This window comes from Microbacterium sp. AC215 (assembly GCF_979258645.1).
Genome location: NZ_OZ409869.1, coordinates 3676942 through 3691073 on the forward strand (window position 1 = coordinate 3676942; position 14132 = coordinate 3691073).

Sequence of the window (14132 nt, forward strand, 5' to 3'; positions counted from 1 at the left end):
CCCCGCCTGGTCTGTCACGCGTCGGTGTCGCGCTGTTCGCGCACCATCTCGACGACCTCTTCGTACTTCGGAGAGTTCATGAAGTTGTCGACGGACACGTGCACCGAGTTCGGCGACTGCGCCTTCGCCCGGTCGGTCAGCTGCTGCTGGGTGATGACCAGGTCGGCGCTGCCGTCGAGGTTCGCGATGGCCTGGTTCGTGACGGTGACGCCCTCGACCCCCGCCTTCTTGAACTTGTTGCGCAGCACGCTCGCGCCCATGGCCGACGATCCCATTCCGGCGTCGCAGGCGAACACGATGTTCTCGATGCGACGGTCCGTGGCGACGCCCGTGCCAGCCGCAGCGGCTGCTCCGGCAGCTCCCGTACCCGACGAGGCGCGAAGGGCGTCCATCGCGGCGGACGACTTGCCCTTGTTCGCCTCGGTCTGTGCGATCGCGTCGCCGAAGCTGTCGCCCTCGGCCTCGAGGTCGCGCTTGCGGGAGGCCCGCAGGATGACGCCGGTGATGAGGAACGTGACGACCGCGGCGATGATGACCGAGAGGTAGACCACGAGCAGGTTCGGGACGCCGGGGCCGACGGCGGCCGCGGTCACGGCGATGATGCTGCCGGGGGCTGCCGGGAACGCCAGGCCGCCTCCGAGCACCATGTTGGTCGTGACACCGGCCGCGCCACCCGCGATCAGGGCGAGGATGGTGGTCGGCTTGCTCAGCGCGTACGGGAAGTAGATCTCGTGGATGCCGCCGAAGAACTGGATGATCGCCGCTCCGGGCGCAGACGCCTTGGCCGCACCGACGCCGAAGAACGAGAACGCGAGCAGCAGACCGAGGCCCGGACCGGGGTTCGCCTCGATCAGGAAGAGGATCGACTTGCCGGTCTCGGCCGCCTGCTCGATGCCGAGCGGAGTGAACACGCCGTGGTTGATGGCGTTGTTCAGGAACAGCACCTTCGCGGGCTCCACGATGATCGACACGAGGGGCAGCAGGTTCAGCGCGACCAGCCAGTCGACGGCACCGCCGAGAACCGCGCTGATGCCGAGCATCACGGGACCGAAGGCGAAGAATCCCACGATCGCGAGGATCATGCCCAGGATGCCGGCCGAGAAGTTGTTCACCAGCATCTCGAAGCCGGGGCGGATCTTGCCGTCCCACATCCGGTCCATCTGCTTGGTGATCCAGGCCGCGAGCGGCCCCATGATCATCGCGCCGAGGAACATCGGGATGTTGGTGCCGACGATGACACCCATCGTCGCGATCGTCGCGACGACTCCACCGCGCTCGCCGTAGACCATGCGGCCCGCGGTGTTGGCGATGAGGAGCGGCAGCAGGTACGTGACCATCGGTCCGACGAGGCCCACGTACGCGAAGATGTTGCCGTCGGCGCCTTCGGCCACCGCGGTCATGGCGCCCTGCCAGCCGACCACTGCGGAATCGCCGCCGCCGCCGATGGTCTCGGCGACACCGGCCCAGTGCCAGCCGAACGGGCTCTCGGACCCGAAGAATCCGGCCGGGATGAAGAGCATCGTGATGAATCCCCACGCGATGAACGCGGCGATGTTGGGCATGATCATGCCCGAGAGGAACGTGCCGAAGCGCTGCACGCCCGTTCGGAGGCCGCCTGCCTTCGTGGCGGCGGGTGACGTCGTCGTCATGATGTCGTCTCTTTCTGGTGAGGGGGGAGGGGTGCCGCGGCGTCAGCCACGGCGAGGCGAGCACCGGCGGCGTCGTCCGCCGCCAGTGCGAGTTCGGCGAAGTTGCGGGCTTCGTCGAGAGTGTGCTGCGACAGGGTGTGACGCACGTCCGCCAGGGCGGACGGCGCCATCGAGAGGCTCGTCGCGCCCAGCCCGACGAGCACGACGGCGAGCATCGGATCGGCGGCGGCCTCACCGCAGATCCCGACCGGCTTGCCGAGCCGGGCACCTGCCGTGCCGACCTCACGGATGAGACGGAGCACGGCGGGGTGCCACGGATCCTGGAACGCCGCGACGGAGCCGAGCAGACGGTCGGCGGCCATCGTGTACTGCGTGAGGTCGTTCGTGCCGATCGAGGCGAAGTCGGCGTGCGCGAGGATCCGGTCAGCGAGCAGCGCACTGGACGGGATCTCGACCATGACACCGGCGGTCTTCAGGCCGTACTCCCGGGCGAGCGAGGTGAAGTACTGCGTCTCCTCGACGGTCGCCACCATCGGCGCCATGACCCAGAGGTCCGCCTCGGTCGCGGCATCCGCTTCGGCGAGGGCCGTCAGCTGCTCGCGCAGGATGTCCTCGCTCGCCCGCAGAGCACGCAGCCCCCGCAGGCCCAGGGCCGGGTTCTCCTCGTGCGCGTCGTTGAGGAACGCCAGCGGCTTGTCGGCGCCGGCATCCAGCATCCTCACGACGACCTTCTTGCCGGGGAAGGCCGCGAGCAGCTCCCGATACGACTCTCGCTGCTGCTGCACGGTCGGCGCCTGCGCCGACGAGAGAAACAGGAACTCGGTGCGGAACAGGCCGACGCCCTCGGCCCCGCGTTCGACGGCATCGGATGCGTCTGCAGGCTTCCCCAGGTTCGCCAGCAGCGGGATCGGCGTGCCGTCGGCGAGGGCGCCGGGAGTGAGTGGTGCGGCATCCGCCGAGCGGCGGGCGGCGGCGCGCTGCTCGGCGCGCGCCTTCTCGTCGTCGGTCGGATCGACGGTGACGATTCCGGCTGCGGCGTCGACGATGACCGGGCTGCCGGTCGCGAGCTCCGAGGCTGATGCCGCTCCGACGATCGCGACGATGCCCTTCTCGCGGGCGAGGATCGCGGTGTGCGAGGTGGGTCCGCCGTCGAAGGTGACGAGGGCGAGCACCTGATCGAGGTTCAGCAGCGCGGTGTCGGCCGGGGCGAGGTCGCGAGCGACGAGGACGAACGGATGCCCGGGGTCGGGGACCCCTGGCGCATCCACGCCGCGAAGCCGGGCGAGCACCCGCTGCGCGATGTCGTCGAGATCGGCGGCGCGCTCGCCGAGGTAGCCCCCGACCGCCTCGAGCGTCGCCCGGAAACCGGCGAACGCGTCATGCACGGCCCATTCGGCCGTCGCGCCGTCGTCGATGCGTGCGTCGACCTCATCCTGCAGCGTCGGGTCCTCGGCGATCATCGCCTGCGCCTCGAGCACCTCCTGGGCCGAGCCGCCGGCGGCCTCGCCGCGGGCCGTCAGCTCCTGTGCGACGGCCGTCACGGCCTCGCGGACACGTGTGCGCTCCGTATCGGCTCCCTGACCGCTGGGGGTGTTCTCCGGGGCGGGCAGCGCCTCGGTCATCCGGACGACGACGCCCTGGGCGACTCCGAGACCGATGCCGACTCCACGCAGTTCGCTCATACTCCGGCGTCCTGATCATGGTCGGTCGTGAGCAGCTCGGTGAGCGTGTCGAGCACGCCTTCCGCGCTGTCGCCGTCGGCCGTCAGCGTGACGTAGTCGCCGTGCTCGATCGCCAGTGCGATCACGCCGAGGATGCTGGCCGCGTTGACCGCCTTCCCCGAGTCCTTCGCGATGGTCACGGGAATCCCCGAGTCCTTCGCCGCCTGTGCGAACAGCTTCGCCGGACGGGCGTGGAGTCCATGGGATGAGCCGATGCGGACGGTGCGGGAGACGGTCATGATGTTCCTTTCGGGGTGTTCCTGGCGCTGGAGACGATCGACTGTGCGAGCGCCAGCGTGCGGGTGCCGTCCCGATCGGCGAAGACGTCGTCGGGGAGCACGGCCACCTGAGCGGGCGCCGCCTGGCGGATCGCCTCGAGGCGATCGGCGAGATGAGGGCCGATGAGGATGAGGTCGTGGTCGCTGCCGGCGACGGACTGCTCCATGCCGGCTGCGGCGTCCCAGTCGAGGCCGGCTTCGGAAGCCGCCCGGCGGAGTCGTTGCGCGACGAACGTGCTCGACGCGCCAGCGCCGCACACCACGAGGATCTTCATCGATGCTCACCTTTCCTGAGAACAGTCTGGGAACAAGGGGGGTGTGCTCGCCAACAGGTTCCTTTCCGCCCCTGCGGAACCTCGGTTTCGGAGCACCGCTCCCCGCTTGCTGACATCATGGAAGTCACGTCAGGACAGTGCGGTCGGCACGGAGGAGGGAGCATCATGTCGCGACAGCGTCAGGATCAGCTCCTGTCGTCCCTGCTCCGTCAGGGCGAGTGGGTGACGGCCGCCAGTCTCGCCGATCAGCTCGGGGTCACCCCGCGCAGCATCCGCTCGTACGTCGCCGCGCTGAACGCGAGAACCGGTGGAGCGGATGCCGTCGAGTCGGGCCCGGCGGGATACCGCGCCGGGGCGGGGGCTCGCGACGCACTGCGCACGCGGCAGAGCGGCGACTCCGCCCCGCGTGACCGACTGCACGGTCTCGTCCGCACCCTGCTCGATGTGCCGGAAGGTGTCGACGTCTTCGCCACGGCCAGTGCGCTCCATGTGAGCGAAGCCACTCTCGAGGCGGACCTCGCCCGCGTCCGCACACTGCTCGACGGCACCGATCTCGCACTCGAGAGAGACCGCGAGATCGTGCGACTGCGAGGCAACGAGGCGGCACAGCGTCGTCTGCTGTCGCGACTCGCACATGACGAGATGGATGCCGCGTCGTTCCACCCCGAGACGTTCCGCCGAGCGCTCGCCGGAGGAGTCATCGCCGCCGACGCCGTCGGGCCTTTCAAGTCCGAGCTCGTGCGCGAACTCGGAGAACAGGGCTACTACGTCAACGAGCTCGCGATCTCCGATGTCCTTCTGCACATCGCGATCGCCGCCGAGAGGGTTGCGGCCGGCCACGCGCTCGAAGCCGGTCCTGCCGGTGCGCGGGAGGAGATCCCGCGGGTCGGGGCTGTGATCGCCCGGCTCGCCCAGCAGCACTTCTCGGTCGCGCTGGGCGACGGGGACAGCGGGCATCTCGCGTCCCTCGTCCTCACGCGCATCGTGGCTCCGGGGGAGGACGCTGCGGGCGATGTCGCCCGCAGCGGCGTGGACCCGGGTGTCGAGGCGGCCGTGCGTGCGGAGATCGCGAGGGCGGCGGAGGATTTCCAAGTCGACCTGGTCGACGAGACCTTCGTGCTGCGCCTCGCCCTGCACGTGCAGAACCTGATGCGTCGCGCCGAGGAGAGCGCGCTGACCCGCAATCCGCTCACCCGCTCGCTCAAGACCTCGTATCCGATGATCTTCGAGGTCGCGGTCTCGATCGCCAGCGGACTGCACGATCGCCTCGGCACGCCGATCCACGACGACGAGATCGCCTACATCGCGATGCACGTCGGCGGACGACTCGAGCGCAGCCGCAAGGCCGAGTCGATCCTCACCGCGACCATCGTGTGCCCCGGGTATTACGAGCTGCACGAGCTGCTCCGATCGAGCGTCGACCGCTCGCTCGGGTCCGCGATCGAGGTGACCAGCGTCATCACCAAGGTCGACCCGGACTGGGCGTCGTTCGACACCGACCTGGTGCTCAGCACGATCGAGCCGGGCGCTGCCGGCGATCGCTTCGTCCGCATCCAGCCGTTCCTCACGGATGCCGATGTCGACCGGATCCAGCAGGCCGCGGCACGCGTCCGGCGAGGCCGACGCCTCACCAGGCTCCGTGGCGAGCTCGCACGATACTTCGATGCCGACGCCTTCGTCTATCCGCTGCCCGATGCGGGGGAGGAGGCGATCATCCGGCGACTGGGCGGTCTCCTCGTGGATGCGGGGCTGATCGGCGACGACTACGTCGAGAACACCATCCTCCGCGAACGGATGTCGTCGACGGCGTTCACAGACGCGCTCGCGGTGCCGCACGCGCTCCAGATGACCGCCACGCGCACCGCGATCGCGATAGGCGTCACGGACGGGTCGGCAGCGTGGGGTGAGGGCCGCGTGCAGGTCGTCGCTCTCGCCGCCTTCAGCGAGAGCGACCGCGCCGCGTTCCAGACGGTGTTCGAGCAGCTCGTCGAGGTGTTCAGCGAACGGGAGAGCGTGCAGCGCATCCTCCGCCGGGGCACCACCTTCGAGGCGTTCCTCGACGAGCTCGTCGCCGTCATCGACGGGTGACGGCCGGGTCAGCCCCGAGGGTCGAGGACGCCGGCGAGGGTGTCGAGCACGGCGTCGGCGCCGGCCGAGTCCGCCGTCTCGAGCACCACGGCATCGCCGGGCGCGAGTGCGAGGTCCATCAGCGCGAGAACGCTGCTGAGGTCCACGACCGCGCCCGACGACGTCCGCAGGGTCACCGCGTGCGAATGCGCCTGCACGAGCCGCACGAGCTCGGCGACGGGGCGCGCGTGCACCCCGTTGTGCGCGCTGATCACGACATGTCTTCTCGGCATGGGCCTACGAGCGTTCTTCCAGGAGCAGGCGCACCGCGGCCTCGAGCTCGGCGACGGTCGCGGTGGCGCGCTCTGCGGAGTCCGCGGCCGCGTCGATGTAGACCTTGAGCTTCGGCTCGGTGCCGCTCGGACGGACGATGATGCGCGAGCCGTCCGTGAGTCGATACCGCAGCACGTCGCCCGAGGGCTGCCCTGCGTCGGCGTGCAGCAGATCCTCCACGGAGGCGATCGAGTGGCTGCCGAAGTGCGTCGGCGGCAGCGTGCGCAGCGAGAGCATCACGGTGCCGATGACCGAGAGGTCCTGCACGCGGACCGACACCTGACCGCTGGCGAAGTGACCGTACGTGTCACCGAGCTCGGACAGCAGGTCGGCGAGAGAGCGTCCGCGCTCGTGCGCCTCGGCGGCGAGTCCGAGGATCGCCACGGTCGCCGAGATGCCGTCCTTGTCGCGCACGGTCTCGGGATTCACGAGGTAGCCGAGTGCCTCCTCGAAGCCGAAGACGATGCCGGGGGCGCGGGAGATCCATTTGAAGCCCGTGAGCGTCTCGTGGAAGTCGAGCCCGTGATGGGCGGCGACGGCGCCGAGGCCGGGCGATGAGACCAGGGAGCACGCGAGCGATGCACCCGGCGTGCCCTCGGCGGCCCTGGCGGCGCGAGCGCCCAGGAGGAGCCCGACCTCGTTGCCGGTGAGTCGCCGCCATCCGCCCTCCGACGACGCGTCCGGGATCGCCACGGCGAGTCGGTCGGCATCCGGATCATTGGCGATGATGAAGTCCGCCTGCACGCGGCGGGCCCGGGCGAAGGACAGGTCCATCGCCCCCGGCTCCTCCGGGTTGGGGAACGACACGGTGCGGAACGTCGCATCGGGTTCGAGCTGCTCTCCGACGACCATCGGCTGAGGGTATCCGGCGGCCGCGACGATCTTCGACAGCGTCTCCCAGCCGACCCCGTGCATGGCGGTGTAGACCCAGCGCAGGTCGGACGCGCCGGCTGGTGCGGGAGCGACCGCCGCTGTCGCGGCGACGTACGCGTCGACCACGGCTTCGCCGGCCGTCTCATAGTCGGTGGAGCGAGGCGACGACGTGACGTCGTCCGCATCGGCGACCCGCTGGATGTGCGCGGCGATCTCGGCATCGGCGGGTGCGACGATCTGCGAACCCTGATCGGCGCCGCCCAGATAGACCTTGTATCCGTTGTCGTTCGGCGGGTTGTGCGACGCGGTCACCATGACACCGGCATCCGCGCCCAGGTGACGCACCGCGAACGCGAGCACGGGCGTGGGCAGCAGTCTCGGCAGCAGGATCGCGCGCAGCCCTGCTCCGGCGAACAGCTCGGCGGAGTCGGTCGCGAACACGCGGGAGTTGCGGCGTCCGTCATAGCCGATCACCACGGTCGGCGTGCGGCCGTGCGACTTCTCGCGCAGGTACGAAGCGAACCCGGCGGCCGCCTGCGCGACGAGCACGCGGTTCATGCGGTTGCTGCCGGCCCCCAGGGCTCCGCGGAGACCGGCGGTGCCGAACGCGAGTCGGGTGCTGAAGCGATCATCGAGGTCGGCGGCGGCCGACTCGTCGCCATCGGCTGCCCGCGTGATGACCACGGCCAGCTCGTCGCGGGTCTCGTGATCGGGGTCCTGTCTCATCCACGCGCGCGCCTGCGCGAGACGCTCGTCGTTCACAGCGCCTCGACCACTCGGGCCAGCAGCGCCGAGATGACCGGTTCGGCCTCTCGACCGGCCTCGATGACCTCAGCGTGGCTGAGCGGTGTCTTCTGGATGCCGGCGGCGAGGTTGGTGATGAGCGAGAACCCGAGGATCTCCATACCGGCCTCGCGAGCGGCGATCGCCTCAAGCGCTGTCGACATTCCCACGATGTGTCCGCCGATGTGCTTGGCCATCTGCACCTCGGCCGGCGTCTCGTAGTGCGGGCCGCGGAACTGCGTGTACACGCCCTCGTCGAGCGTGGGGTCGACGCTCCGGGCGATGTCGCGCAGACGCGTCGAATAGAGGTCGGTCAGGTCGATGAACGTCGCGCCCTCGAGAGGGGAGTCGGCCGTGAGGTTGATGTGGTCGCTGATCAGCACGGGCTGGCCGGGAGTCCACGTCTCGCGCACTCCGCCGGCGCCGTTCGTCAGCACCATGATCTTGGCGCCCGTGGCCGCGGCGGTGCGCACCGAGTGCACGACACGGCGCACGCCGTGGCCCTCGTAGTAGTGGGTGCGAGCACCGATGACGAGGACGTTCTTGCCATCGGGAGTGCGGATGCTGCGCAGGGTGCCCACGTGGCCCTCGAGAGCGGGCTTCGAGAAGCCGGTGACCTCGGTGGCGGGGATGGTCGCCGTGGTCTCGCCGATGATGTCGGCGGCCTTGCCCCAGCCGCTGCCGAGGGTCAGGGCGATGTCGTGCTTCTCGACTCCGGTCAGGCGCGCGATGTCGGCGGCTGCGTCGGCTGCGACCTCGAACGGGTTCGCATTCGGGTCGTCGAGGGGGTTGCTGTGTGTTTCAGACATGGATCCACTCTAGGAAGGTGCAGGCTCCGGGGCCAGGATTGCGGAAGAATGGAGATCATGTCTTCCACCCCTTTTGAGCGCACACAGCGCGTCGCCGTCCTCGGCGGCGGTCCCGGCGGTTATGAGGCGGCCCTCGCGGCCGCTCAGCTCGGAGCCGAGGTGACCCTGGTCGAGCGTGTGGGCGTGGGCGGAGCGGCAGTGCTCACCGATGTTGTCCCCTCGAAGAGCCTGATCGCCACGGCGGATGCCGCGGTCGCGATCTCGGAGGCCTCCGACCTCGGAGTGCAGTTCTACGCCAAGGGCGAGCACGGCAAGCCGCTCAAGCCCGAGATCGCCATCAACCTCGCCGCGGTGAACAAACGTCTGATCGCGCTCGCGGGCCAGCAGTCCGAGGACATGCGCACGACGCTGCTCGAGGCCGGCGTGCGCATCCTGTCCGGCCACGGCCGTCTGGAGGGACCGACGGCGATCGTGGTCTCGACCGGGCAGAAGGGCACCGACTTCGACCGCGTCGAGGCCGACACGATCATCGTGGCGGTGGGCGCGTCGCCGCGCGAGCTGGATTCGGCCAAGCCCGACGGCAAGCGGATCCTCACGTGGACGCAGCTGTACGACATGAAGGCGCTTCCCGAGCACCTGATCGTGGTCGGCTCCGGTGTGACGGGCGCCGAGTTCGCGTCCGCCTACATGAACCTCGGCGCCAAGGTCACGCTGATCTCCAGCCGCGAGCAGGTGCTGCCGGGTGAGGACCAGGATGCCGCGCACGTTCTCGAGAAGGTCTTCAAGCGCGGCGGGATGACGGTGCTCTCCAAGGCCCGCGCCGAGAAGGTCGAGGTCACCGAGGACGGCGTGCGCGCGACGCTCTCCGACGGCCGCACGGTCGAGGGGAGCCACTGCCTCATGGCGGTCGGCTCGATCCCGAACACCGCTGGCATCGGTCTCGAAGACGCGGGAGTCGAGCTCGACGAGACCGGGCACGTGCGGGTGAACCGCGTCGCGCGCACCTCTGTGCCCAACGTCTACGCCGTCGGCGACTGCACGAACTTCTTCCCACTCGCCTCCGTCGCGTCGATGCAGGGCCGCACGGCCGTGTTCCACGCGCTGGGCGACATCGTGATCCCTCTGGAGCTGATCAAGATCACCTCCAACATCTTCACGGCGCCCGAGATCGCCACGGTCGGCTATTCCGAGAAGGACGTCGAAGACGGCGTCGCGGACGGCCTCGTCTACAAGCTGCCCCTCGCCGCGAACCCTCGGGCCAAGATGATGGGCATCAAGGACGGTTTCGTGAAGCTGATCGCACGCAAGGGATCCGGCACCGTGATCGGCGGCGTGATCGTCGCGCCCAAGGCCTCCGAGCTGATCTACCCGATCGCGGTCGCCGTGGAGCGTCGTCTGACGGTCGACCAGGTCTCCCGCGTCTTCGCGGCATACCCGTCGCTGTCGAGCAGCATCACCGACGCGAGCAGGGCGATGCACCTCGTCAACGCGAACATCTCGTAGATCGCCCCGGCGCGGATCAGACGAGAAAGGCGCCCCGCAGCAGCGGGGCGCCTTTCTCGTATGCGAGGGCGGTCAGCTGATCGTGAGCAGCTGGTGTCCGGCCGAGACCGTCGCACCGGCGACGGCGCCGATGTTGCCGATCGTGCCGTCCTTGTGAGCCTGCAGCGGCTGCTCCATCTTCATCGCCTCGAGGACGACGACCAGATCGCCCTTGACGACCTGCTGCCCCTCTTCGACGGCGACCTTGACGACGGTGGCCTGCATCGGCGACTTGACGGCGTCTCCCGATGCGCCGGCGCTGACCGAGGTCGCGTGGCTGCGGCGGGACGGCGGAACCGCGGCCGGTCGTCCTGCCGTGCCGGCCGCCACCGCGACGCGATCGGGAAGGCTGACCTCGAGGCGCTTGCCGCCGACCTCGACCACGACGGTGTGCCGGTTCTCGCCGGCGGAGGGCGACTCGAGCTCGCCGTCCCAGGCGGGGATGTCGTTCTCGAACTCGGTCTCGATCCAGCGGGTGAAGATGCCGAACTCGCCGTTCTCCGCGGTGAACGCGGGGTCGTTCACGACCTTGCGGTGGAACGGGAGCACGGTGGGCAGACCTGCGACCTCGAACTCCTCGAGGGCGCGGCGTGAGCGCTCCAGGGCCTCGGCGCGGTCCTTGCCGGTGACGATGATCTTCGCGAGAAGCGAGTCGAAGGCGCCCGAGACCGAGTCGCCCGCGGTGACGCCGGAGTCGAGGCGGATGCCGGGTCCGCCGAAGGTCTTGAAGACGTGGATCGGACCCGGCTGCGGGAGGAACCCTCGACCGGGGTCCTCGCCGTTGATGCGGAACTCGATCGAGTGTCCGGTCGGCTTCGGGTCGTCGTAGTCGATCGTGCCGCCGGCGGCGATGCGGAACTGCTCGCGCACCAGGTCGATGCCGGTGACCTCCTCGGAGACGGGGTGCTCGACCTGCAGACGGGTGTTCACCTCGAGGAACGAGACGGTGCCGTCGGCGCCGATCAGGAACTCGCAGGTGCCTGCGCCCACGTAGCCGACCTCCTTGAGGATGGCCTTCGACGCGGAATAGAGCAGGTCGTTCTGCTCGTCCGTGAGGAACGGCGCGGGTGCCTCCTCGACGAGCTTCTGGTGGCGGCGCTGCAGCGAGCAGTCGCGCGTCGAGATGACGACGACGTTGCCCTCGGCATCCGCCAGGCACTGGGTCTCGACGTGCCGCGGCTTGTCGAGGTACTTCTCGACGAAGCACTCGCCGCGGCCGAAGGCGGTGACCGCCTCGCGGGTGGCGGATTCGAAGAGCTCCGCGACCTCGTCGAGCTCGCGGGCGACCTTCAGGCCGCGACCGCCGCCGCCGTACGCGGCTTTGATCGCGATCGGCAGACCGAACTCCTTCGCGAAGGCGACGACCTCGTCGGCCCCGGAGACGGGTCCCGGCGTTCCGGGAGCGAGCGGCGCGCCGACCTTCTCGGCGACGTGGCGGGCGGTGACCTTGTCGCCGAGCGCCTCGATGGCGTCGGGGGAAGGCCCGATCCAGGTCATCCCCGCACCGATGACGGCGCGGGCGAATTCGGCGTTCTCGGCGAGGAAGCCGTATCCGGGGTGCACGGCGTCGGCGCCGGCGCGGCGGGCGACCGAGAGGATCTTCTCGATCTGCAGGTAGGTCTCGGCGCTCGTGGCGCCGCCGAGGGCATAGGCCTCGTCGGCGAGGCGGGTGTGCAGAGCGTCGCGGTCCTGGTCGGCGTACACGGCGACGGAGGCGATCCCCGAGTCGCGAGCGGCACGGATGATGCGGACGGCGATCTCGCCGCGGTTGGCGATGAGCACCTTGGCGATATCAGGCATGCTTGCCAGCCTAGCGAGAAGGCTCCCGTTCGCTTTGACGACTCTCCACAAGAAAGAGGCGGAAACGTCGACGAGACTCTACGACCAGAGGTCGGTCCACGTGACGCCGAGATCGGCGGCGAGGCGGCGCACGGTCGACAGCGACATCCCGACCACCGTCGACGGGTCGCCGTCGACGCGGGTGATGAAGGCGCCGCCCAGACTGTCGACCGTGAACGCACCGGCGACGAGCAGGGGCTCACCCGAGGCGACGTAGGCGGCGATCTCGGCATCCGTGACGTCATCGGCGAAGGTCACCGAAGCCTCGGCCGTGGCGGTGGCCTCGACCGGGTCGGTGCCCGGCGAGACACGGAAGACCGAGTGCCCCGAGTGCAGGATGCCGGTGGCCCCGCGCATCTCCTGCCAGCGTCTGGTCGCCTCCTCGGGCGTGTAGGGCTTGCCGTACACGCGCCCGCCGAGTTCGAACATCGAGTCTCCGCCGATCACGATGCCGTCGAACTCGCCGTCCGCAGAGAGGCGCTGCGCGACGTCCGCCGCCTTCGCCCGGGCGAGCAGGAGCACGAGGTCCGCCGGTGTCAGCTCCGCGCCCCGTTCGGCCGCGGCAGCGGCGGCGACCGCATCCTCATCCACTCCCGGCGACTGGGTCAGAGGCTCGATACCCGCCTGACGCAGCAGCATGAGGCGGGCGGGAGAGGTGGAGGCCAGGCAGACGCGCATGTTCACCACCGTATCCTCGAAGGATGACTTCCTCCCCAGTCCTGCTCGATCTGGACATCACCGGCATCGCGCACGGCGGCACGTTCATCGCCCGACACGAAGGCCGGGTCGTCTTCGTCTCCGACGCCATCCCCGGTGAGCGGGTCCGAGCGCGGCTCACCGAGGACTCCACGGGTGAGTCCAAGAGCTTCTGGCGTGCCGAGACGGTCGAGGTCCTGGACGCCTCGCCGCATCGTCGCCCCCACATCTGGGCGGAGGCCGACGTCTCCCGCGCGCCCGAGAACCGGCCGGGGGGCGCCGACCTGGGGCACATCGATCTCGCGCATCAGCGCGTGCTCAAGCGTCAGGTGCTCACCGAGGCGCTCGATCGTTTCGCCGGACCCGGTCTCGAGGCTCCCGAGATCGAGGCCGTGGACTCGACCGACGGAACCGGCTGGCGCTCCCGGGTGACCCTGCACGTCGACGACCAGGGGCGCGTCGGTCCCTACGCCGCTCGCAGTCACCGGGTGATCCCGGTCAGCTCCCACCCGCTCGCGCGTCCGGCGGTCGCACAGGCGGCCCTCCGTCTCGCGGGCGGCGAGGCGGGCAGCGTCGACCTGGTCGAACCGGGCGACGGCCAGGTGCGGGTCATCCGACGAGATCGCCTCGACGAGCGACCGGCCAGGGGGCAGCACCGCCGCCCGGCGCCCGAAGTCGTCTACGAGCAGGTGGGCGATCGCCGGTTCCAGGTCGACGCCGGTGGATTCTGGCAGGTGCACCCGCGAGCCGCCTCGGTGCTCGACGGCGCCGTCTACGGCATCCTCGACGGGCACGTCGATCCGGAGGCGACGCACTTCGACCTCTACGGAGGAGTCGGGCTCTTCGCCGCATCGCTCGCAGACCTCGGTGGCACCGACATCGTCACCGTCGAGTCCAGCAGGCGGGCGACGACTCACGCGCAGCAGAACCTCGCGCCCCTCGCCGTGAACGCCGTCACAGCACGGGTCGACCGCTATCTCGCCGGTCTCCCCTCCGACACGCGAGCAGGAGCGGTCGTACTCGATCCGCCGCGTGCCGGTGCCGGACGCGCGGTGGTCGATGCACTGAACTCTCTCGCCCCCGAGGCGATCGCCTACGTCGCGTGCGACCCTGTGGCGTTGGCGCGGGACCTCGGAACCTTCCGCGAACACGGGTGGAACGTGGGGACGCTGCGCGGTTTCGACCTGTTCCCGCACTCGCATCACTTCGAGGTCGTCGCGCTGCTCACCCGGTGATCGTGATCTGCGGGGGCTGAGTACTCAGTAGG

Annotated in this window: 12 protein-coding genes; 3 read left to right on the top strand and 9 right to left on the bottom strand. The window is 69.8% G+C overall.

Translation table 11 applies throughout. The annotated features are described in order from the left end of the window. Positions 1-14: 14 nt before the first annotated feature. From ACZZZF_RS17955 to ACZZZF_RS17970, 4 genes are read right to left on the bottom strand one after another with little or no spacing between them, the layout of a single operon-like run. Positions 15-1649 carry a PTS mannitol transporter subunit IICB gene (locus ACZZZF_RS17955; protein ID WP_053096997.1) on the bottom strand — a complete coding sequence of 545 codons (1635 nt, stop codon included), beginning with the start codon at positions 1647-1649 and terminating at the stop codon, positions 15-17. Further along, the gene (gene ptsP / locus ACZZZF_RS17960) at positions 1646-3331 is read right to left on the bottom strand and encodes a phosphoenolpyruvate--protein phosphotransferase (RefSeq protein WP_072591533.1); all 1686 of its coding nucleotides are present in this window, start codon (positions 3329-3331) and stop codon (positions 1646-1648) included. The genes ACZZZF_RS17955 and ptsP overlap by 4 nt, the downstream gene beginning before the upstream one ends. Then, the gene (locus ACZZZF_RS17965; protein WP_053096995.1) at positions 3328-3609 is read right to left on the bottom strand and encodes an HPr family phosphocarrier protein; all 282 of its coding nucleotides are present in this window, start codon (positions 3607-3609) and stop codon (positions 3328-3330) included. The genes ptsP and ACZZZF_RS17965 overlap by 4 nt, the downstream gene beginning before the upstream one ends. Continuing rightward, the gene (locus tag ACZZZF_RS17970) at positions 3606-3923 is read right to left on the bottom strand and encodes a PTS sugar transporter subunit IIB (RefSeq protein WP_053096993.1); all 318 of its coding nucleotides are present in this window, start codon (positions 3921-3923) and stop codon (positions 3606-3608) included. Before ACZZZF_RS17970 ends, ACZZZF_RS17965 begins: the two co-directional genes overlap by 4 nt. Before the next feature lie 165 nt (positions 3924-4088). On the opposite strand from ACZZZF_RS17970, the gene ACZZZF_RS17975 reads away from it, so the two are divergent. Beyond that, positions 4089-6011 (top strand): BglG family transcription antiterminator, encoded by a 1923-nt coding sequence (locus ACZZZF_RS17975; protein ID WP_463499833.1) that lies wholly within the window; start codon positions 4089-4091, stop codon positions 6009-6011. 8 nt (positions 6012-6019) lie between these two features. Here ACZZZF_RS17975 and ACZZZF_RS17980 read toward each other — a convergent pair whose 3' ends face one another. The 3 genes from ACZZZF_RS17980 to ACZZZF_RS17990 are packed head-to-tail and all read right to left on the bottom strand — an operon-like array spanning position 6020 to position 8788. Next, positions 6020-6283 (bottom strand): HPr family phosphocarrier protein, encoded by a 264-nt coding sequence (locus ACZZZF_RS17980; RefSeq protein ID WP_072591532.1) that lies wholly within the window; start codon positions 6281-6283, stop codon positions 6020-6022. Between the two features lie 4 nt (positions 6284-6287). Next, positions 6288-7958 (bottom strand): phospho-sugar mutase, encoded by a 1671-nt coding sequence (locus tag ACZZZF_RS17985; RefSeq protein ID WP_056280076.1) that lies wholly within the window; start codon positions 7956-7958, stop codon positions 6288-6290. Continuing rightward, positions 7955-8788, bottom strand: a complete 834-nt coding sequence (locus ACZZZF_RS17990) for a purine-nucleoside phosphorylase (RefSeq protein ID WP_053096984.1) — start codon at positions 8786-8788, stop codon at positions 7955-7957. The genes ACZZZF_RS17985 and ACZZZF_RS17990 overlap by 4 nt, the downstream gene beginning before the upstream one ends. Before the next feature lie 48 nt (positions 8789-8836). Between ACZZZF_RS17990 and ACZZZF_RS17995 the strand changes: the two genes are divergently transcribed. After that, positions 8837-10291 carry an NAD(P)H-quinone dehydrogenase gene (locus ACZZZF_RS17995; protein ID WP_171821928.1) on the top strand — a complete coding sequence of 485 codons (1455 nt, stop codon included), beginning with the start codon at positions 8837-8839 and terminating at the stop codon, positions 10289-10291. Between the two features lie 72 nt (positions 10292-10363). Here the strand turns inward: ACZZZF_RS17995 and ACZZZF_RS18000 are convergent, their stop codons facing one another. Both ACZZZF_RS18000 and ACZZZF_RS18005 read right to left on the bottom strand, forming a co-directional pair. Beyond that, the gene (locus ACZZZF_RS18000; RefSeq protein WP_056280083.1) at positions 10364-12130 is read right to left on the bottom strand and encodes an acetyl/propionyl/methylcrotonyl-CoA carboxylase subunit alpha; all 1767 of its coding nucleotides are present in this window, start codon (positions 12128-12130) and stop codon (positions 10364-10366) included. Positions 12131-12208: 78 nt separating this feature from the next. Further along, positions 12209-12847 carry a Maf family protein gene (locus tag ACZZZF_RS18005; protein ID WP_053099183.1) on the bottom strand — a complete coding sequence of 213 codons (639 nt, stop codon included), beginning with the start codon at positions 12845-12847 and terminating at the stop codon, positions 12209-12211. Positions 12848-12870: 23 nt separating this feature from the next. Here ACZZZF_RS18005 and ACZZZF_RS18010 point away from each other — a divergent pair, with 23 nt between their 5' ends. Beyond that, positions 12871-14100: a class I SAM-dependent RNA methyltransferase gene (locus ACZZZF_RS18010; protein ID WP_363521619.1), complete on the top strand. Its 1230-nt coding sequence runs from the start codon at positions 12871-12873 to the stop codon at positions 14098-14100. Positions 14101-14132: the final 32 nt, after the last annotated feature.

Excerpts from the sequence above, each read along its gene's own strand:
- ACZZZF_RS18000 (WP_056280083.1), bottom strand. The coding sequence starts at position 12,130 with ATGCCTGATATCGCCAAGGTGCTCATCGCCAACCGCGGCGAGATCGCC.
- ACZZZF_RS18010 (WP_363521619.1), top strand. The coding sequence starts at position 12,871 with ATGACTTCCTCCCCAGTCCTGCTCGATCTGGACATCACCGGCATCGCG.
- ACZZZF_RS17980 (WP_072591532.1), bottom strand. The coding sequence starts at position 6,283 with ATGCCGAGAAGACATGTCGTGATCAGCGCGCACAACGGGGTGCACGCG.
- ACZZZF_RS17995 (WP_171821928.1), top strand. The coding sequence starts at position 8,837 with ATGGAGATCATGTCTTCCACCCCTTTTGAGCGCACACAGCGCGTCGCC.
- ACZZZF_RS17965 (WP_053096995.1), bottom strand. The coding sequence starts at position 3,609 with ATGACCGTCTCCCGCACCGTCCGCATCGGCTCATCCCATGGACTCCAC.
- ACZZZF_RS17975 (WP_463499833.1), top strand. The coding sequence starts at position 4,089 with ATGTCGCGACAGCGTCAGGATCAGCTCCTGTCGTCCCTGCTCCGTCAG.
- ACZZZF_RS17955 (WP_053096997.1), bottom strand. The coding sequence starts at position 1,649 with ATGACGACGACGTCACCCGCCGCCACGAAGGCAGGCGGCCTCCGAACG.
- ACZZZF_RS17990 (WP_053096984.1), bottom strand. The coding sequence starts at position 8,788 with ATGTCTGAAACACACAGCAACCCCCTCGACGACCCGAATGCGAACCCG.
- ACZZZF_RS17970 (WP_053096993.1), bottom strand. The coding sequence starts at position 3,923 with ATGAAGATCCTCGTGGTGTGCGGCGCTGGCGCGTCGAGCACGTTCGTC.
- ACZZZF_RS18005 (WP_053099183.1), bottom strand. The coding sequence starts at position 12,847 with ATGCGCGTCTGCCTGGCCTCCACCTCTCCCGCCCGCCTCATGCTGCTG.
- ptsP (WP_072591533.1), bottom strand. The coding sequence starts at position 3,331 with ATGAGCGAACTGCGTGGAGTCGGCATCGGTCTCGGAGTCGCCCAGGGC.